16 protein-coding genes are annotated in these 17,327 nt (G+C 64.0%); 13 read left to right on the top strand and 3 right to left on the bottom strand.

From position 1 onward, the window contains the following. Nucleotides 1-196 precede the first annotated feature (196 nt). Together HU748_RS09305 and HU748_RS09300 are read left to right on the top strand one after the other, a co-directional pair. Nucleotides 197-427, top strand: a complete 231-nt coding sequence (locus tag HU748_RS09305; RefSeq protein ID WP_186667470.1) for a hypothetical protein — start codon at nucleotides 197-199, stop codon at nucleotides 425-427. Continuing rightward, a complete protein-coding gene (locus HU748_RS09300; RefSeq protein ID WP_186667471.1) occupies nucleotides 424-726 on the top strand; it encodes a cell division protein ZapA in 303 nt (100 codons plus the stop codon). The genes HU748_RS09305 and HU748_RS09300 overlap by 4 nt, the downstream gene beginning before the upstream one ends. 114 nt (nucleotides 727-840) lie before the next feature. Here HU748_RS09300 and HU748_RS09295 read toward each other — a convergent pair whose 3' ends face one another. Beyond that, a complete protein-coding gene (locus HU748_RS09295) occupies nucleotides 841-1,881 on the bottom strand; it encodes a low specificity L-threonine aldolase (protein WP_186667472.1) in 1,041 nt (346 codons plus the stop codon). A 310-nt stretch (nucleotides 1,882-2,191) separates the two neighbouring features. Between HU748_RS09295 and HU748_RS09290 the strand changes: the two genes are divergently transcribed. The 8 genes from HU748_RS09290 to HU748_RS09255 all read left to right on the top strand — a co-directional run bounded on the left by HU748_RS09290 (nucleotide 2,192) and on the right by HU748_RS09255 (nucleotide 11,911). Then, nucleotides 2,192-3,445: a serine hydroxymethyltransferase gene (locus tag HU748_RS09290; protein WP_063542290.1), complete on the top strand. Its 1,254-nt coding sequence runs from the start codon at nucleotides 2,192-2,194 to the stop codon at nucleotides 3,443-3,445. Nucleotides 3,446-3,460: 15 nt separating this feature from the next. Next, nucleotides 3,461-4,711, top strand: coding sequence for a sarcosine oxidase subunit beta family protein (locus tag HU748_RS09285; protein ID WP_186720166.1), 1,251 nt, complete (start codon nucleotides 3,461-3,463; stop codon nucleotides 4,709-4,711). 16 nt (nucleotides 4,712-4,727) lie between these two features. After that, on the top strand, nucleotides 4,728-5,063 hold the full coding sequence (locus HU748_RS09280; RefSeq protein ID WP_186667473.1) for a sarcosine oxidase subunit delta: 336 nt from the start codon (nucleotides 4,728-4,730) through the stop codon (nucleotides 5,061-5,063). Beyond that, nucleotides 5,060-8,077, top strand: a complete 3,018-nt coding sequence (locus tag HU748_RS09275; protein WP_186667474.1) for a sarcosine oxidase subunit alpha — start codon at nucleotides 5,060-5,062, stop codon at nucleotides 8,075-8,077. Before HU748_RS09280 ends, HU748_RS09275 begins: the two co-directional genes overlap by 4 nt. A 142-nt stretch (nucleotides 8,078-8,219) precedes the next feature. Next, complete coding sequence (gene soxG, locus HU748_RS09270) at nucleotides 8,220-8,852, top strand: sarcosine oxidase subunit gamma family protein (protein WP_186667475.1); 633 nt, start codon at nucleotides 8,220-8,222, stop codon at nucleotides 8,850-8,852. 12 nt (nucleotides 8,853-8,864) lie between these two features. Further along, nucleotides 8,865-9,722, top strand: a complete 858-nt coding sequence (gene purU, locus HU748_RS09265; protein WP_186667476.1) for a formyltetrahydrofolate deformylase — start codon at nucleotides 8,865-8,867, stop codon at nucleotides 9,720-9,722. A gap of 266 nt (nucleotides 9,723-9,988) precedes the next feature. After that, on the top strand, nucleotides 9,989-11,188 hold the full coding sequence (gene fdhA, locus HU748_RS09260) for a formaldehyde dehydrogenase, glutathione-independent (RefSeq protein ID WP_054892154.1): 1,200 nt from the start codon (nucleotides 9,989-9,991) through the stop codon (nucleotides 11,186-11,188). Nucleotides 11,189-11,347: 159 nt separating this feature from the next. Then, on the top strand, nucleotides 11,348-11,911 hold the full coding sequence (locus HU748_RS09255) for a DUF2780 domain-containing protein (protein ID WP_186720164.1): 564 nt from the start codon (nucleotides 11,348-11,350) through the stop codon (nucleotides 11,909-11,911). A 56-nt stretch (nucleotides 11,912-11,967) separates the two neighbouring features. On the opposite strand, the gene HU748_RS09250 is transcribed toward HU748_RS09255, so the two are convergent. Together HU748_RS09250 and HU748_RS09245 are read right to left on the bottom strand one after the other, a co-directional pair. Continuing rightward, nucleotides 11,968-13,329 (bottom strand): APC family permease, encoded by a 1,362-nt coding sequence (locus HU748_RS09250; RefSeq protein ID WP_186711518.1) that lies wholly within the window; start codon nucleotides 13,327-13,329, stop codon nucleotides 11,968-11,970. A gap of 160 nt (nucleotides 13,330-13,489) precedes the next feature. Beyond that, a complete protein-coding gene (locus tag HU748_RS09245) occupies nucleotides 13,490-14,377 on the bottom strand; it encodes an acyltransferase (RefSeq protein WP_186720162.1) in 888 nt (295 codons plus the stop codon). A gap of 181 nt (nucleotides 14,378-14,558) precedes the next feature. Here HU748_RS09245 and HU748_RS09240 point away from each other — a divergent pair, with 181 nt between their 5' ends. The 3 genes from HU748_RS09240 to creC all read left to right on the top strand — a co-directional run bounded on the left by HU748_RS09240 (nucleotide 14,559) and on the right by creC (nucleotide 17,309). Continuing rightward, the gene (locus HU748_RS09240; RefSeq protein ID WP_186711520.1) at nucleotides 14,559-15,062 is read left to right on the top strand and encodes a RimK/LysX family protein; all 504 of its coding nucleotides are present in this window, start codon (nucleotides 14,559-14,561) and stop codon (nucleotides 15,060-15,062) included. A gap of 133 nt (nucleotides 15,063-15,195) precedes the next feature. Then, nucleotides 15,196-15,876 (top strand): two-component system response regulator CreB, encoded by a 681-nt coding sequence (creB, locus tag HU748_RS09235; protein WP_186667481.1) that lies wholly within the window; start codon nucleotides 15,196-15,198, stop codon nucleotides 15,874-15,876. Next, a complete protein-coding gene (gene creC, locus HU748_RS09230; RefSeq protein WP_186711522.1) occupies nucleotides 15,876-17,309 on the top strand; it encodes a two-component system sensor histidine kinase CreC in 1,434 nt (477 codons plus the stop codon). Before creB ends, creC begins: the two co-directional genes overlap by 1 nt. The last annotated feature ends 18 nt before the right edge of the window (nucleotides 17,310-17,327 follow it).

Below are 17,327 nucleotides of genomic sequence, written 5' to 3'. Positions count from 1 at the left end.
ACAAGTCTTTAGGCAATGGGGGGCTAAACGAGGATTTACACTCGTTCTTCCTGACAGGCGGTTGATCCAGGCCGGAACAAGGTGCCCGCAAGCCTGTCAATCTGCCGGAACACACCCTCCCTTACCTGATTTTTAATGGCGGGGGCGCGAGCTTTTCTTTATCGTGTGCGCCCTTTGCAACAACCGAGATAGACGTATGTTGGAAGCATCCCTGAATCAACTGGAGCAACTGGTCGGCGACCTGATGCACAAGAACACACAACTGACCGAGCAGAACCAGAAGCTCGATCAGGAACTGGCCCAGGCCAAGGAAGAGAACGAGACTCTGCAGCTGTCGCTGATGGAGCAGGAAGAGAAGCACGGCGCTACCGCCGCACGTATCCAGGCGCTGGTCGAGCGTGCCAGTGCAGGTGTCGTAGGCGCATGAGACTGCAAGCGCAGCCGATCAATGTGGTGAACATTCTCGGCACCGACTACTCGCTGAAGGCGCCCGAGGGCCAGGAAGAGACGCTCTCGCAGGCCGTGCGCATGCTCAACGTCGCTCTGGCCGAGACCAAGCGCAACTACCCCACATTGATCGGCGACAAGTTGCTGGTGCTGGCAGCTTTGAACCTGTGCTCCAGGCAGATCGAGTTGCAGCGCGAGCACGCGCAGACGCTCGAACGCACTCAGGCGAAGGTGGATGCTGCGGTGGACGCTATCGCCCGGACCATCGGCGAGGCCTGAATCCAGGCTTGAGGCAGGGCAACGTCTTGCTGATGACCTTGAGTGGAGGAGCGGGCTTGTCGGGCCCCCACAAGCCCGGTCCCAAACAGCCCGCTCTCGCCGAGTGCCTTTCGATCAGCCGCCGATGATTACGCGGATATCGGCCGCCAGCTCACGCACCCGCGCTTCTTCGGTATCCCACGAGCACATGAAGCGCGCGCCACCGCTACCGATGAAGGTGTAGAAGCGCCAGCCCTTGCCGCGCAGGGCTTCGATGGCGAATTCCGGTAGTTGCAGGAACACCCCGTTGGCTTCCACCGGGAACATCAGCTCGACACCCGGCAGGTCACTGACCAGCGAAGCCAGCAACTGCGCGCAGTGGTTGGCATGCTGTGCGTGACGCAACCAGGCGCTGTCTTCCAGCAGCCCGACCCAGGGCGCCGACAGGAAGCGCATCTTCGAGGCCAGCTGCCCGGCCTGCTTGCAGCGGTAGTCGAAGTCTTCGGCCAGGTCGCGGTTGAAGAACAGGATCGCCTCGCCCACCGCCATGCCGTTCTTGGTGCCACCGAAGCACAACACATCGATGCCCGCCTTCCAGGTCAGCTCTGCCGGCGAACAGCCGAGGAAAGCGCAGGCGTTGGAGAAGCGTGCGCCATCCATGTGCAGGTTCAGGCCCAGCTCCTTGCAGGTGGCGCTGATTGCCTTGAGCTCGTCGGGGCGATACACGCTGCCGACTTCGGTGGCCTGGGTGATGGTGACCACGCGCGGCTTGGGATAGTGGATGTCCTGGCGTTTGAGCGCGACCTCGCGGATCGAGTCCGGGGTCAGCTTGCCGTTGACGCTGCGTGCGGTCAGCAGCTTGGAGCCGTTGGAAAAGAACTCCGGCGCGCCGCATTCGTCGGTCTCGACGTGGGCGGTCTCGGAGCAGATCACGCTGTGGTAGCTCTGGCACAGCGAGGCCAGCGCCAGGGAGTTGGCGGCAGTACCGTTGAAGGCGAAGAACACCTCGCAGTCGGTTTCGAACAGCTTGCGGAAATATTCCGAGGCGCGTTCGGTCCACTGATCGTCGCCATAGGCGCGTTCGTGGCCCTGGTTGGCCTTTTCCATCGCCGCCCAGGCTTCAGGGCAGATGCCGGAATAGTTGTCGCTGGCGAATTGTTGGTTGTTATCGGTCATGACGCCTGTCCTTTTTACGACGCAAGGCAGCACTCTAAACCATCGATTCAGCAGTTGCCTATACAAGCCGAGTGTGGGGTGTCAGTGCCGGCCTCTTCGCGGGCAAGCCCGCTCCTACAAGGTTCACCACGGCCCCCGTAGGAGCGGGCTTGCCCGCGAAGAGGCCGGTACTGACACACCACCAATGTCGTAAACGCGCCATTGCAAGGCGCGCGCAGGCATCTGTGCCCCCCGGCCCAGTCATACCATCGCCGCAAAGGGTGAGAAGACCCTCATCAGACAAGAAGCGATCGCTGCCGGGAGAAACACGATGTTCAGCAAGCAAGACCAGATCCAGGGTTACGACGATGCACTGCTGGCGGCGATGAATGCCGAGGAACAGCGCCAGGAAGATCACATCGAGCTGATCGCCTCGGAGAACTACACCAGCAAGCGCGTCATGCAGGCCCAGGGCAGCGGCCTGACCAACAAGTACGCCGAAGGCTATCCGGGCAAGCGCTACTATGGTGGCTGCGAGCACGTCGACAAGGTCGAGGCACTGGCCATCGAGCGCGCCAAGCAGCTGTTCGGCGCCGATTACGCCAACGTCCAGCCGCACTCCGGCTCTTCGGCCAACAGCGCGGTCTACCTCGCTCTGCTGCAGGCCGGTGACACCATCCTGGGCATGAGCCTGGCCCACGGTGGCCACCTCACCCACGGTGCCAAGGTGTCGTCCTCGGGCAAGCTTTACAATGCTGTTCAGTACGGAATCGACACCAATACCGGCCTGATCGACTACGACGAAGTCGAGCGCCTCGCCGTCGAGCACAAGCCGAAGATGATCGTCGCAGGTTTCTCGGCCTACTCGAAAACCCTCGATTTCCCACGCTTCCGCCAGATCGCCGATAAAGTCGGTGCGCTGCTGTTCGTCGACATGGCCCACGTTGCCGGTCTGGTCGCTGCGGGCCTGTACCCGAACCCGATTCCTTTTGCCGACGTGGTCACCACCACCACCCACAAGACCCTGCGTGGCCCGCGTGGCGGCCTGATCCTGGCCAAGTCCAACGAAGAAATCGAGAAGAAGCTCAACGCTGCCGTGTTCCCTGGCGCCCAGGGCGGCCCGCTGATGCATGTGATCGCCGCCAAGGCAGTGTGCTTCAAGGAGGCGCTGGAGCCCGAATTCAAGACCTACCAGAAGCAGGTCATCGAGAACGCCCAGGCCATGGCCCAGGTGTTCATCGAGCGTGGTTACGACGTGGTTTCCGGCGGCACCGACAACCACCTGTTCCTGGTCAGCCTGATCCGCCAGGGCCTGACCGGCAAGGATGCTGACGCCGCCCTCGGCCGCGCCCACATCACCGTCAACAAGAACGCTGTGCCCAATGACCCGCAGTCGCCGTTCGTCACCTCGGGCCTGCGCATCGGCACCCCGGCCGTCACCACCCGCGGCTTCAAGGTTGCCCAGTGCGTGGCGCTGGCGGGCTGGATCTGCGATGTGCTGGACAACCTGGGCGACGCCGACGTCGAAGCCGATGTCGCCAAGAACGTCGCCGCCCTGTGCGCCGACTTCCCGGTCTACCGCTGAGTGGAGTAGAACACCATGCAACGCTATTCGGGCTTCGGCCTTCTCAAGCACTCCCTCAGCCACCACGAGAACTGGCAGCGCATGTGGCGCACGCCGACCCCCAAGAAGGTCTACGACGTGGTCATCGTTGGCGGCGGCGGCCATGGCCTGGCCACGGCTTACTACCTGGCCAAGGAACACGGCATCACCAACGTCGCGGTGGTCGAGAAGGGTTACCTGGGCGGTGGCAACACCGCGCGCAACACCACCATCGTGCGTTCCAACTACCTGTGGGATGAGTCCGCGCACCTCTACGAACACGCCATGAAGCTCTGGGAAGGCCTGTCGCAGGACATCAACTACAACGTGATGTTCTCCCAGCGCGGCGTCTACAACCTGTGCCACACCCTGCAGGACATTCGCGATTCCGAGCGCCGGGTCAACGCCAACCGCCTCAATGGTGTCGATGGCGAGCTGATCCTCACCGAGCAGGTCGCGGCCGAGATCCCGTACCTGGACTGCTCGAAGAACACCCGTTACCCGATCCTGGGCGCCACCGTGCAGCGTCGCGGCGGCGTGGCCCGCCACGATGCGGTCGCCTGGGGCTTCGCCCGGGCCGCCGACGCCCTGGGTGTGGACCTGATCCAGCAGACCGAAGTCATTGGTTTCCGCAAGGAGAACGGTGCGGTGATCGGTGTGGAAACCAACAAGGGCTTCATCGGTGCCAAGCGCGTCGGCGTGGTCACTGCCGGTAACTCCGGGCACATGGCCAAGCTTGCCGGCTTCCGCCTGCCGCTGGAGTCGCACCCCCTGCAGGCACTGGTGTCGGAGCCGATCAAGCCGATCATCGACTCGGTGATCATGTCCAACGCCGTGCACGGCTACATCAGCCAGTCCGACAAGGGCGACCTGGTGATCGGCGCCGGCATCGACGGTTGGGTCGGTTATGGCCAGCGTGGCTCGTACCCGATCATCGAGCACACCCTGCAGGCGATCGTCGAGATGTTCCCGATCCTGTCGCGCGTGCGCATGAACCGCCAGTGGGGCGGCATCGTCGACACCACCCCGGATGCGTGCCCGATCATCTCCAAGACCCCGGTCAAGAACATGTTCTTCAACTGCGGTTGGGGCACGGGCGGCTTCAAGGCCACTCCGGGCTCGGGCAACGTCTTCGCGGCGAGCCTGGCCAAGGGCGAGATGCATCCACTGGCCGCGCCTTTCTCCATCGACCGTTTCTACAACGGCGCGCTGATCGACGAACACGGCGCTGCTGCCGTCGCCCACTGACCCGGAGACAACCGTCATGTTGCAAATCTTCTGTCCCCACTGCGGCGAGCTGCGCTCCGAAGAAGAATTCCACGCTTCAGGCCAGGCGCACATCGCCCGCCCGCTGGACCCGAACACCTGCTCCGACGAAGAGTGGGGCACCTACATGTTCTTCCGCGACAACCCGCGCGGTATCCACCACGAGCTGTGGGACCACGTCGCCGGTTGCCGCCAGTACTTCAACGTGACCCGTGACACGGTGACCTACGAGATTCTCGAAACCTACAAGATCGGTGAGAAGCCTCAGGTGACCGCTGCATCCAGACAAAGCGCCGCACCGGCGACCGCCAAGGGCCAGGGAGAAAAAGTATGAGCCAGGTCTATCGCCTCGCCAGCGGCGGTCGCATCGACCGCAGCAAGGTTCTGAACTTTACCTTCAACGGCAAGACCTACCAGGGTTATGCCGGCGATACCCTGGCCGCCGCGCTGCTGGCCAACGGTGTCGAGATCGTCGGGCGCAGCTTCAAGTATTCGCGCCCGCGCGGGATCATCGCCGCCGGTACCGAAGAGCCGAACGCTATCCTGCAGATCGGCTCCAGCGAAGCCACCCAGATCCCCAACGTGCGTGCCACCCAGCAGGCGCTGTATTCGGGCCTGGTGGCCAGCAGCACCAACGGCTGGCCGAACGTCAACAACGACGTGATGGGCATCATCGGCAAGGTCGGCGGCAACATGATGCCGCCGGGGTTCTACTACAAGACCTTCATGTATCCCAAGTCGTTCTGGATGACCTACGAGAAGTACATCCGCAAGGCGGCGGGCCTGGGCCGTGCACCGCTGCAGAACGACCCGGACAGCTACGACTACATGAACCAGCACTGCGACGTGCTGATCGTCGGTGCCGGCCCGGCAGGCCTGGCTGCTGCACTGGCGGCCGGCCGTAGCGGGGCGCGGGTGATCCTGGCCGATGAACAGGAAGAGTTCGGCGGCAGCCTCCTCGACAGCCGCGAGACCCTCGACGGCAAGCCGGCCGCCGACTGGGTGGCTGCGACCCTTGCCGAGCTGCAGGGGCTGGCCGAAGTCACCCTGCTGCCGCGCAGCACGGTCAACGGTTACCACGACCATAACTTCCTGACCATCCACGAGCGCCTCACCGACCACCTCGGTGACCGCGCGCCGATCGGCCAGGTACGCCAGCGCGTGCACCGTGTGCGGGCCAAGCGTGTGGTGCTGGCTACCGGCGCCCACGAACGTCCGCTGGTGTACGGCAACAACGACCTGCCGGGCAACATGCTGGCCGGAGCGGTTTCCACCTATGTGCGCCGTTATGGCGTGGCGCCGGGCCGCAAGCTGGTGCTGTCGACCAACAACGACCATGCCTACCGCACCGCCCTGGACTGGCACGATGCCGGCCTGCAGGTGGTCGCCATCGCCGATGCGCGCCACAACCCGCGCGGTTCGCTGGTCGAGGAGGCGCGTGCCAAGGGGATCCGCATCCTCACCTCCAGCGCGGTGATCGAAGCCCGTGGCGGCAAGCACGTCACCGGTGCCCGTGTGGCGGCCATCGATGTGCCTGCACACAAGGTCACCAGCCCTGGCGAATGGCTCGAATGCGACCTGGTTGCCACTTCCGGGGGCTACAGCCCGGTGGTGCACCTGGCCTCGCACCTGGGCGGGCGCCCTGTCTGGCGTGACGATATCCTCGGCTTCGTGCCGGGCGACGCGCCGCAGAAGCGTGTGTGCGTCGGTGGCGTGAACGGCGTCTATGCGCTGGGCGACACCCTCGCCGATGGTTTCGAAGGCGGTGTTCGCGCCGCCACCGAGGCCGGCTTCAAGGCCAGCGTCGGCAGCCTGCCCAAGACCGTGCAGCGCAAGGAAGAGGCCACCGTGGCGCTGTTCCAGGTGCCGCACGACAAAGGCACTGCGCGCGCCCCGAAACAGTTCGTCGACCAGCAGAACGACGTCACTGCTGCCGCCATCGAGCTGGCCACCCGCGAAGGCTTCGAGTCGGTCGAGCACGTCAAGCGCTACACCGCGCTGGGCTTCGGCACCGACCAGGGCAAGCTGGGCAACATCAACGGCCTGGCCATCGCCGCCCGCTCGCTGGGTATCACCATTCCGGAAATGGGCACCACCATGTTCCGCCCCAACTACACGCCGGTCACGTTCGGCGCGGTGGCGGGCCGTCACTGTGGCCACCTGTTCGAGCCGGTGCGCTTCACCGCGCTGCACGCCTGGCACGTGAAGAACAACGCCGAGTTCGAGGATGTCGGCCAGTGGAAGCGTCCGTGGTACTTCCCCAAGCCTGGCGAAGACATTCACGCCGCCGTGGCTCGTGAGTGCAAGGCGGTGCGTGACAGCGTGGGCCTGCTCGATGCTTCCACGCTCGGCAAGATCGACATCCAGGGCCCGGATGCGCGCGAGTTCCTCAACCGCGTGTACACCAACGCCTGGACCAAGCTCGATGTGGGCAAGGCCCGCTACGGCCTGATGTGCAAGGAAGACGGCATGGTCTTCGACGACGGTGTGACCGCCTGCGTCGGCGACAACCACTTCATCATGACCACCACCACTGGCGGCGCCGCCCGTGTGCTGCAGTGGCTGGAGCTGTACCACCAGACCGAATGGCCGGAGCTGAAGGTGTACTTCACCTCGGTCACCGACCACTGGGCGACCATGACCCTGTCCGGCCCCAACAGCCGCAAGCTGCTGGAGCAGATCAGCGATATCGACCTGGACAAGGACGCCTTCCCGTTCATGAGCTGGAAGGAAGGCAACGTCGGTGGGGTGCCGGCGCGGGTGTTCCGTATCTCGTTCACCGGCGAGCTGTCTTACGAGGTCAACGTCCAGGCCAACTACGCCATGGGCGTGCTGGAAAAGATCATCGAGGCGGGCAAGCAGTACAACCTCACGCCGTACGGCACCGAGACCATGCACGTGCTGCGTGCCGAGAAGGGCTTCATCATCGTCGGCCAGGACACCGACGGCTCGATGACCCCGGACGACCTGAACATGAGTTGGTGCGTGGGCCGCAACAAGCCGTTCTCGTGGATCGGCCTGCGCGGCATGAACCGCGAGGACACCACCCGCGAGAACCGCAAGCAACTGGTCGGCCTCAAGCCTGTGGACCCGAACGTGTGGCTGCCTGAAGGTGCCCAGCTGGTGTTCGATCCCAAGCAGCCGATCCCGATGGACATGGTCGGTCACGTCACCTCCAGCTACAAGGCCAACTCCCTGGGCTATTCGTTCGCCATGGGCGTGGTCAAGGGTGGCCTCAAGCGCCTCGGCGAGCGGGTCTATTCGCCACAGGCCGACGGCAGCGTGATCGAGGCAGAGATCGTGTCTTCGGTGTTCTTCGATCCGAAGGGTGAGCGGCAGAACGTCTAAGGCATTGGAAGACCACGCCGGACCCTGTGGGAGCGGGCTTGCCCCGCGATTGCGATGGTGGCCTCTGCGCCCCAATCGCGGGACAAGCCCGCTCCTACAGGTCGGCGCCGTTCCTGGCACAAGAATTCAAGGCAGGTAAGAAATGAGCGCTATCAACGTCTTCCAGCAAAACCCCGGCAGCGATGCCAAGGCCCAGTCGCCGCTGCACCACGCAGACCTGGCCAGCCTGGTCGGCAAGGGCCGCAACAACGCAGGCGTCACCCTGCGCGAGAAGAAATTCCTCGGTCACCTGACGATCCGTGGTGATGGCCACGATCCGCAGTTCGCCGGCGCCGTGCACAAGGCCCTGGGCCTGGAGCTGCCGGTGGCGCTGACGGTGGTCGCCAACAGTGACATGTCGCTGCAGTGGGTCGGCCCCGATGAATGGCTGCTGATCGTCCCGGGCGGCCAGGAGTTCAGCGTCGAGCAGAAGCTGCGCGATGCCCTCGACGGCCAGCATGTCCAGGTGGTCAATGTCAGTGGCGGGCAGACCCTGCTCGAGCTGCGCGGCCCGAACGTGCGCGACGTGCTGATGAAATCCACCAGCTATGATGTACACCCGAACAACTTCCCGGTGGGCAAGGCCGTCGGCACCGTGTTCGCCAAGTCGCAACTGGTGATCCGCCGCACTGCCGAAGACACCTGGGAGCTGGTGATTCGCCGCAGCTTCTCCGACTACTGGTGGCTGTGGCTGCAGGACGCATCGGCCGAGTACGGCCTGGCCATCGAGGCATAAGGAGCGCAGATCATGAGTCGGGCACCGGACACCTGGATTCTCACCGCCGACTGCCCGAGCATGCTCGGCACGGTCGATGTGGTCACGCGTCATCTCTTCGAGCAGCGCTGCTACGTCACCGAGCATCACTCCTTCGATGACCGACTGTCGGGGCGTTTCTTCATCCGTGTGGAATTCCGCGCACCTGACGGTTTCGATGAAGATGCCTTCCGTGCCGGGCTCGCCGAGCGCAGTGAAGCCTTTGGCATGGCGTTCGAGCTGACGGCACCCAATCACCGCCCCAAGGTGGTGATCATGGTGTCCAAGGCCGACCATTGCCTGAACGACCTGCTGTATCGCCAGCGCATCGGCCAATTGGGCATGGAGGTGGTCGCAGTGATCTCCAACCACCCCGACCTGGAGCCGCTGGCGCACTGGCACAAGATTCCCTACTACCACTTCGCGCTCGACCCGAACGACAAGCCGGGCCAGGAGCGCAAGGTGCTCAAGGTGATCGAGGAAACCGGCGCTGAGCTGGTGATTCTCGCGCGCTACATGCAGGTGCTGTCGCCAGAGCTGTGCCGGCGCCTGGATGGCTGGGCGATCAACATCCATCACTCGCTGCTGCCGGGGTTCAAGGGCGCCAAGCCCTATCACCAGGCGTACAACAAGGGTGTGAAGATGGTCGGCGCGACCGCGCACTACATCAACAACGACCTCGACGAAGGGCCGATCATTGCCCAGGGCGTCGAGGTGGTCGATCACAGCCACTATCCTGAAGATCTGATCGCCAAGGGGCGCGATATCGAGTGCCTGACCCTGGCGCGGGCGGTGGGGTATCACATCGAGCGACGGGTGTTCCTCAATGCCAACCGGACTGTCGTTCTCTGACGTCTGCACGGGCCTCTTCGCGGGCAAGCCCGCTCCTACAGGCACAGCGCCGTTCTCAGGCATGCGATCCCCTGTAGGAGCGGGCTTGCCCGCGAATGGCCTCACCACTTTCGACCTGCCGTAAACAGATAATCCCCTGTCGCATCCAGTCACTGCGACATCCCCCATCAAGCCCACAATTCCCCTCATTCCAGTAACACAGGCCGCCCAGGGATGGCGGCGCTTCAACCACCGCTGCATAAATACAAATCAAGCGAGGTAAGAGCATGTCTGGTAATCGTGGAGTGGTGTATCTCGGCGCAGGCAAGGTCGAGGTGCAGAAGATCGACTACCCCAAGATGCAGGATCCGCGCGGCAAGAAGATCGAGCACGGCGTGATCCTCAAGGTGGTCTCCACCAATATCTGCGGTTCCGACCAGCACATGGTCCGGGGCCGCACCACCGCTCAGGTCGGCCTGGTTCTCGGCCATGAGATCACGGGTGAAATCGTCGAGTTGGGCCGCGATGTCGAGCGCCTGAAGATCGGCGACCTGGTGTCGGTGCCGTTCAACGTTGCTTGCGGGCGCTGCCGTTCCTGCAAGGAGATGCACACCGGCGTCTGCCTGACCGTCAACCCGGCCCGTGCCGGCGGTGCCTATGGTTATGTCGACATGGGTGACTGGACCGGCGGCCAGGCTGAATACGTGCTGGTGCCGTACGCCGACTTCAACCTGCTGAAACTGCCTGACCGCGACAAGGCCATGGAGAAGATCCGTGACCTGACCTGCCTGTCGGACATCCTGCCCACCGGCTACCACGGTGCTGTCACCGCAGGCGTCGGCCCGGGCAGCACCGTCTATGTGGCAGGCGCCGGCCCGGTCGGCCTGGCCGCTGCCGCTTCGGCACGCCTGCTGGGCGCCGCCTGCGTGATCGTGGGTGACCTCAATCCGCTGCGCCTGGCCCACGCCAAGTCCCAGGGCTTCGAGGTGGTCGACCTGTCCAAGGACACCCCGCTGCACGAGCAGATCATCGACATCCTCGGCGAGCCGGAAGTGGACTGCGCCGTCGATGCGGTAGGCTTCGAAGCCCGCGGCCACGGCCATGAAGGTGCCAAGCACGAAGCCCCGGCGACCGTGCTCAACTCGCTGATGCAGGTCACCCGTGTGGCCGGCAAGATCGGCATTCCGGGCCTGTACGTGACCGAAGACCCGGGCGCGGTGGACGCGGCGGCGAAGATCGGCGCGCTGAGCATCCGCTTCGGCCTGGGCTGGGCCAAGTCGCACAGCTTCCACACCGGCCAGACCCCGACCATGAAGTACAACCGCCAGCTGATGCAGGCGATCATGTGGGATCGGATCAACATCGCCGAAGTGGTGGGCGTGCAGGTGATCAGCCTGGATCAGGCGCCGGAAGGGTACGGTGAGTTCGATGCGGGCGTGCCGAAGAAATTCGTGATCGATCCGCACAGGACCTTCAGCGCTGCCTGAGGTTTTTGGGGCCGCTTTGCGGCCCAATCGCGGGACGAGCCCGCTCCCACAGGCCTGTGGGGCGGGCTCGCTGCTTGCCGACACCCGGCAGGAACAAACCTCCGGGCCCCCAGTCCAACACCTCGTTTTCCAGGCCATCCCGGCCTACGAGGTCCCCCGATGAAAGCATTCACCCTGGCAACCCTGATGACCCTGGCCGCAAGCCCGGTGTTCGCCTTCAACCTCAACGATGCCGCCAATGCTGTCTCGGCCATGCAGACCCCGAAAGGCCAGGTCCAGGCGCCGGCTGCCCAGGCCAATCTGCTCAATACCCTGGGCAGCGAACTGAAGATCACCCCCGAGCAGGCTGTCGGCGGCGCTGGCGCCATGCTGGGCCTTGCGCGCAACAACCTGAGCAATGACGACTACGGCCAGTTGACCAAGGCGGTGCCCGGTCTCGACCTGTTGTCCGGTGCCAACGCCCTGGGCGGGCTCAACGGGCTGGGCGAGTTGCTGGGGCAGAACAACCAGCACCCGTCGGCGCTGAGCAATGCCCTGGGCAATGTCGAGAACCGCAACGACCTGGATAACGCCTTCAAGGCGCTGGGCATGGATACCGGCATGATCGGCCAGTTCGCGCCGTTGATCCTGCAGTACCTGGGGCAGCAGGGCATTGCCGGTTCGTTGCTGCAGAACCTGGGCAGCCTGTGGGGCAGCCCGGCAAGTGCGGTGCCATCGGTCTGACAGCCAGCCGGCCCTTTCGCGGGCTTGCCTGCGAAAAAGCCGGCGCGGACACGCCGTTACCCCGCCTCGGAAAAGTCCACCAGTTGCACCGGCCGCCGGAAGCCGGCCGTCAGCACCGCCAGGTAAGCCAGCCCCAGGGCGAACCAGCACAGGCCAATCACCAGGGTCAACGCCGACAGGCTGGTCCACAACCACAGCGTCAGCCCCAACCCGACCAATGGCACCAAGCCATAGCGCAGCAGCCCTGTTGGAGTGCGATGGGTACGCTCGTCGATCAGGTGCGTGCGCACCACTGCCAGGTTCACCACCGAGAACGCCACCAGCGCACCGAAGCTGATCAGCGATGCCAGGGTCGCCAGATCGATCACCAGTGCCAGCAGCGAAAAGGCCGAGACCAGCACGATGGCGAACACCGGTGTGCCGAAGCGTGGCGACAGGTGGCCGAAAGTGCGCCTTGGCAGCACGCCATCACGGCCCATGGTGAAGAGGATACGTGACACCGCCGCCTGGGAGGCCAGTGCCGAGCCCAGGCTGCCGGCGACGAACGCGGCCGTGAAGAAGTTGGCGAGGAACTGGCCGCCGGCCTTGAGCATCACCTCGTTGGCGGCGGCGTCGACGTTGCTGAATGCGCTGCCTGGCAGCACCAACTGGCTGACATAGGCGAGCACGGTGAACAGCAGCCCGGCACTCAGGGTGGTGAGGATGATCGCCCGCGGTACGTCGCGACGGGCGTCCCTGCATTCCTCGGCCAGTGTCGACACCGCATCGAAGCCCAGGAACGAAAGACACAGCACCGCCGCCCCGGCCATCAGCGCCGCGAAGCCCGGGGCACTGCCGTCGCCCCGCAGCGGAGCCAGCATCTCTACCGGTTGTCCGGCGAGGCTCTGATAGGACAGGGCGACGAACACCCCGATGAAGACGATCTGCGCGCCGACGATCAGGTTGCTGGCCTTGGCCACCGAGTGGATGCCGATCACGTTGAGCAGGGTGACCAGGGCAATCGATGCCAGGACGATGCCCCAGGCCGGGATGGCAGGGAAGGCGAGGTTGAGGAAAAGGCCGATGAGCAGGTAGTTGATCATCGGGATGAACAGGTAGTCGAGCAGCAACGACCAGCCGGCCAGGAAGCCGATATTCGGACCGAACGCGAGGTTTGTATAGGAGTATGCCGAGCCTGCGACCGGAAAACGCTTGACCATGAAGCTGTAGGACGTGGCGGTGAACAGCATCGCCAGCAGGGTGACGAGATAGGCACCTGCGGTGCGCCCGCCCGTGATCTCGGTGACGATGCCGTAGGTGGTGAAGATGGTCAGCGGGACCATGTACACCAGGCCGAAGAACACCAGTGCGGGGAGGCCGAGCACGCGGCGCAGTTGTGGTGCTGGCGCCTCGGCGGAAGAGGAGGGTGTGTGGGCCATCGATCGATCCTGGCTTTTTGTAATTGTGTAGATCGATTTTTATCCAGGCGACTGGACGATGACAAACAAAGAGTTGCTTATCTCAATTATAAATATGGATTTTAATCGAGCATCTGGACGCGTATTCGCGGTCAGATCCGCGAATACGCAGAGATCATGCTCAGCGCATCTCGGCGCGCAGCTGCTCGATGCGTTGATCCTTGTCTTCCCACAACTGGTTCACCCACGCCTGAACCTGCTGCCGGAACGCCGGATCGCTCTCGTAGTCGCCTTCACACAGGGTGCGGTCCAGCTCACGCACCTGAATGTCGATGGTCACCCGGCTGATGCTGCCATTGAGCAGGTCCCAGAAGCCCGGCGCCTTGTTGCCGGGGTAGACGATGGTCACATCGAGCAGGGCATCGAGTTGCTCGCCCAGTGCGGCGAGCACGAAGGCCACGCCGCCAGCCTTGGGCTTGAGCAGGTGGCGGTACGGCGACTGCTGTTGTGCGCGCTTGGCTTCGGTGAAGCGCGTGCCTTCAAGGTAGTTGACCACGGTCACCGGCTGGCGCTTGAACAGCTCACAGGCAGCCTTGGTGATTTCCAGGTCCTTGCCCTTGAGTTCGGGGTGCTTGTCGAGGAAGGCCTTGCTGTAGCGCTTCATGAAGGGGTAGTCCAGCGCCCACCAGGCCAGGCCCAGCAGCGGCACCCAGATCAGCTCCTTCTTGAGGAAGAACTTGAAGAACGGCACCCGGCGGTTGAGGCTTTCGATCAGTGCGGGAATGTCGACCCAGCTCTGGTGGTTGCTGATGCACAGGTAGGAGGTGTTCGGGTTCAGGTTCTCGATGCCACGGATGTCCCATTGCGTGGGGATGCACAGGGCGAAGATGGCCTTGTCGATTTCCGACCAGGTCTCGGCGATCCACATCACCGCCCAGGAGGCATAGTCGCGGCCACGGCCGGGCAGCACCAGCTTGAGCAGGGCGAAGACCAGCAGCGGCCCGATCAGCACCAGGGTGTTGAGCAGCAGCAGGGCTGTTGTGAGAATGCCGGTCAGCAGGCGACGCATAAGGAGACTCTTGTTGTGTGAAATTTGCGGTTGGCAATGATAAGCAGGGCGGGGGCCTACGCCAAACGTCCAGTGCCCAATGGAAGGCACAAATGTTTCACATTATGTTGGATAGGCTATGACAACGAACCTATCCTGCCCGCGTAGTCTAAGCACTGTCTCATCTCAAGGAATGTTTCCCGTGAAACCACTGCTTGCCCTCCTGTCACTGCTGGCGCTGCCGGTGATGGCCGCCGAGCCGACACTCTATGGCCGCTACGAGTACATCAAGCTCCCCGAGATCGGCCAGACCCTCAAGGCCAAGATGGATACTGGCGCGCTGACCGCTTCGCTGTCGGCCAAGGATATCGAGACCTTCACCCGCGACGGCGAGGAGTGGGTGCGATTCCGCCTGGCGACCAAGAACGCCGACGGCAAGGTCTACGAGCACAAGGTGGCGCGCATCAGCAAGATCAAGGCCCGCTCGGGCGATGAAGACGACGAGGACGAACCGGCCGAGGCCGCCCGCCGCCCGGTGGTGGACCTGGAGCTGTGCCTGGGCGACGTCAAGCGCACGGTGGAGGTCAACCTGACCGACCGCAGCAACTTCAACTACCCGCTGCTGATCGGCGCCAAGGCGCTGCGTGAGTTCAAGGCGGCGGTGAACCCGGCGCGGCGCTATACCGCAGACAAACCGGACTGCTGATCGTCCGGGCTGGCCTCTCGCAGGCAAAGCTCGCTCCCGCAGGTGCAGCGTCAACCTGCAATTGTGGGAGTGGGCTTGTCCGGCGGTAGGGCCCGGTCGGACAATCGACGACCAGACCCTCAGAGCCTCACCCATGCCCCACATCCTCATCGTCGAAGACGAATCCGCCATCGCCGACACCCTGGTCTACGCCCTCCAGGCCGACGGCCATACTACCACCTGGGTGAACCTGGGCAGCGCCGCGCTCGATCAGATGCGCCAGCGTCCGGCCGACCTGGTCATCCTCGACATCGGCCTGCCCGATATCAGCGGCTTCGAAACCTGTCGCCAGCTGCGCCGCTTCAGCGAGGTGCCGGTGATGTTCCTCAGTGCCCGCGATGGTGAGATCGACCGGGTCGTAGGCTTGGAAATCGGTGCCGACGACTATGTGGTCAAGCCGTTCAGCCCGCGCGAAGTGGCTGCGCGGGTGCGGGCGATCCTCAAGCGCATGGCGCCCCGGGGCGAGGCGGTGGGCGAAGCCCGGCCGTTCGAAGTCGATACGCGGGGTATGCGCATTCTCTACCGGGGCCAGGCGCTGACACTCACCCGCCATGAGTTTCGCCTGTTGCACTGCCTGCTCGAGCAACCGCGGCGGGTGTTCAGCCGCGAGCAACTGCTCGACGGCCTGGGCGTGTCCTCCGATGCCGGTTACGAGCGTACCGTCGACAGCCACATCAAGAGCCTGCGCGCCAAGCTGCGCCAGGTCGTGGCCGACGCCGAGCCGATCCAGACCCATCGCGGCCTGGGCTACAGCTACAGCCCGGACCACGCCTGATGCGCCTGGGGATCCGGATCTTTCTGGTGTACTTCCTGTTCGTCGGGTTGTCGGGTTACTTCCTGCTCAATACCGTGCGCGAACAGATTCGCCCGGTGGTGCGCCAGTCTTCCGAGGAAACCCTGGTGGACACCGCCAACCTGTTGGCAGAAATCCTTCACGATGACGTCAAGGCCGGCACGCTTGGGCAAAGTCGTCTGCCGCAAGTGCTCGAATCCTACGGGCAGCGCCGCCCGGGTGCCGATATCTGGGGGCTGGCGAAAAACCAGGTCAGTCACCGGATCTATGTCACCGACGCCCAAGGCATCGTCCTGCTCGACTCCAGTGGCCAGGCACTGGGCAAGGATTACTCGCGCTGGAACGACGTCTACCTGACCCTGCGCGGCCAGTATGGCGCGCGTTCGACCCGCAGCGATCCGGACGACGAAAGCACCTCGGTGATGCATGTGGCGGCACCGATCATGGATAACGGCCAGGTCATCGGTGTGGTGACGGTGGCCAAGCCCAACAGTTCGCTGCAACCCTATATCGACCGCTCCGAGCAACGTTTGCTGACGCTCGGCCTGGGCTTGATCGTGCTCGGGCTGCTGGTGGGCGCGGCGCTGTCCTGGTGGCTGGCGCGGTCGTTGCGCCGCCTCACCCGCTACGCCCAGGCGGTGAGTGAGGGCGAGCGCGCGGCGCTGCCGCACTACAAGGGCGGCGAACTGCTGCAACTGGCCACGGCGGTGGAGCGCATGCGCACGCAGTTGGAGGGCAAGGCGTATGTCGAGCGCTATGTGCATACCCTCACCCATGAGCTGAAGAGCCCACTGGCGGCGATTCGCGGGGCTTCCGAGCTGTTGCAGGGGCCGATGCCGGATGAGCAGCGGGCGCGTTTTGCCAGCAATATCGAGCGTGAGAGCGAGCGTTTGCAGCAGATGATCGAGCGCTTGCTCAACCTGGCGCGGGTCGAGCAGATGCAGGCGCTGGAGGATGAGCAGCAGGTGCCGCTTGCGGCACTGCTCGACGAGTTGCTGCACGGGTATGCGGCGCGGATCGATAGTGCCGGATTGCAGATCCGGCAACAGGTGCCGGGTGGTGTGTTGTTGCTGTGCGACCCCTTCCTGTTGCGCCAGGCGCTGGCGAACCTGGTGGACAACGCACTCGACTTCACGCCGGCCGGCGGCACGTTGTCGTTCGAGTGGGTGCAGGAGGGCGAACGGGTTGCGTTGAGCCTGTTCAACCAGGGGGAGGCGATTCCGGATTACGCCATCGAGCGGGTCAGCGAGCGCTTCTATTCCTTGCCGCGGCCAGGGACCGGACGCAAGAGCACCGGGCTTGGGCTCAACTTTGTCGACGAAGTGATGCAGCTGCATGGTGGAGCGCTGGCGGTCGATAACGTCGACGGCGGGGTGCGGGTCAGGCTGTGGCTGCCTGCGCGGCGCATGGGCTGATTCCGGCGCCGGATTCGA

The organism is Pseudomonas sp. RW3S2 (assembly GCF_014268955.1).
Lineage (GTDB): Bacteria > Pseudomonadota > Gammaproteobacteria > Pseudomonadales > Pseudomonadaceae > Aquipseudomonas > Aquipseudomonas wayambapalatensis.
The sequence above is the reverse complement of the archived record's forward strand: the minus strand, read 5'-3'. Positions and strand labels throughout refer to the sequence as shown.

Bases quoted from the DNA above. Each gene is read 5' to 3' on its own strand.
- HU748_RS09305 (WP_186667470.1), top strand. From the start codon at position 197: ATGTTGGAAGCATCCCTGAATCAACTGGAGCAACTGGTCGGCGACCTG.
- HU748_RS09300 (WP_186667471.1), top strand. From the start codon at position 424: ATGAGACTGCAAGCGCAGCCGATCAATGTGGTGAACATTCTCGGCACC.
- HU748_RS09295 (WP_186667472.1), bottom strand. From the start codon at position 1,881: ATGACCGATAACAACCAACAATTCGCCAGCGACAACTATTCCGGCATC.
- HU748_RS09290 (WP_063542290.1), top strand. From the start codon at position 2,192: ATGTTCAGCAAGCAAGACCAGATCCAGGGTTACGACGATGCACTGCTG.
- HU748_RS09285 (WP_186720166.1), top strand. From the start codon at position 3,461: ATGCAACGCTATTCGGGCTTCGGCCTTCTCAAGCACTCCCTCAGCCAC.
- HU748_RS09280 (WP_186667473.1), top strand. From the start codon at position 4,728: ATGTTGCAAATCTTCTGTCCCCACTGCGGCGAGCTGCGCTCCGAAGAA.
- HU748_RS09275 (WP_186667474.1), top strand. From the start codon at position 5,060: ATGAGCCAGGTCTATCGCCTCGCCAGCGGCGGTCGCATCGACCGCAGC.
- soxG (WP_186667475.1), top strand. From the start codon at position 8,220: ATGAGCGCTATCAACGTCTTCCAGCAAAACCCCGGCAGCGATGCCAAG.
- purU (WP_186667476.1), top strand. From the start codon at position 8,865: ATGAGTCGGGCACCGGACACCTGGATTCTCACCGCCGACTGCCCGAGC.
- fdhA (WP_054892154.1), top strand. From the start codon at position 9,989: ATGTCTGGTAATCGTGGAGTGGTGTATCTCGGCGCAGGCAAGGTCGAG.
- HU748_RS09255 (WP_186720164.1), top strand. From the start codon at position 11,348: ATGAAAGCATTCACCCTGGCAACCCTGATGACCCTGGCCGCAAGCCCG.
- HU748_RS09250 (WP_186711518.1), bottom strand. From the start codon at position 13,329: ATGGCCCACACACCCTCCTCTTCCGCCGAGGCGCCAGCACCACAACTG.
- HU748_RS09245 (WP_186720162.1), bottom strand. From the start codon at position 14,377: ATGCGTCGCCTGCTGACCGGCATTCTCACAACAGCCCTGCTGCTGCTC.
- creB (WP_186667481.1), top strand. From the start codon at position 15,196: ATGCCCCACATCCTCATCGTCGAAGACGAATCCGCCATCGCCGACACC.
- creC (WP_186711522.1), top strand. From the start codon at position 15,876: ATGCGCCTGGGGATCCGGATCTTTCTGGTGTACTTCCTGTTCGTCGGG.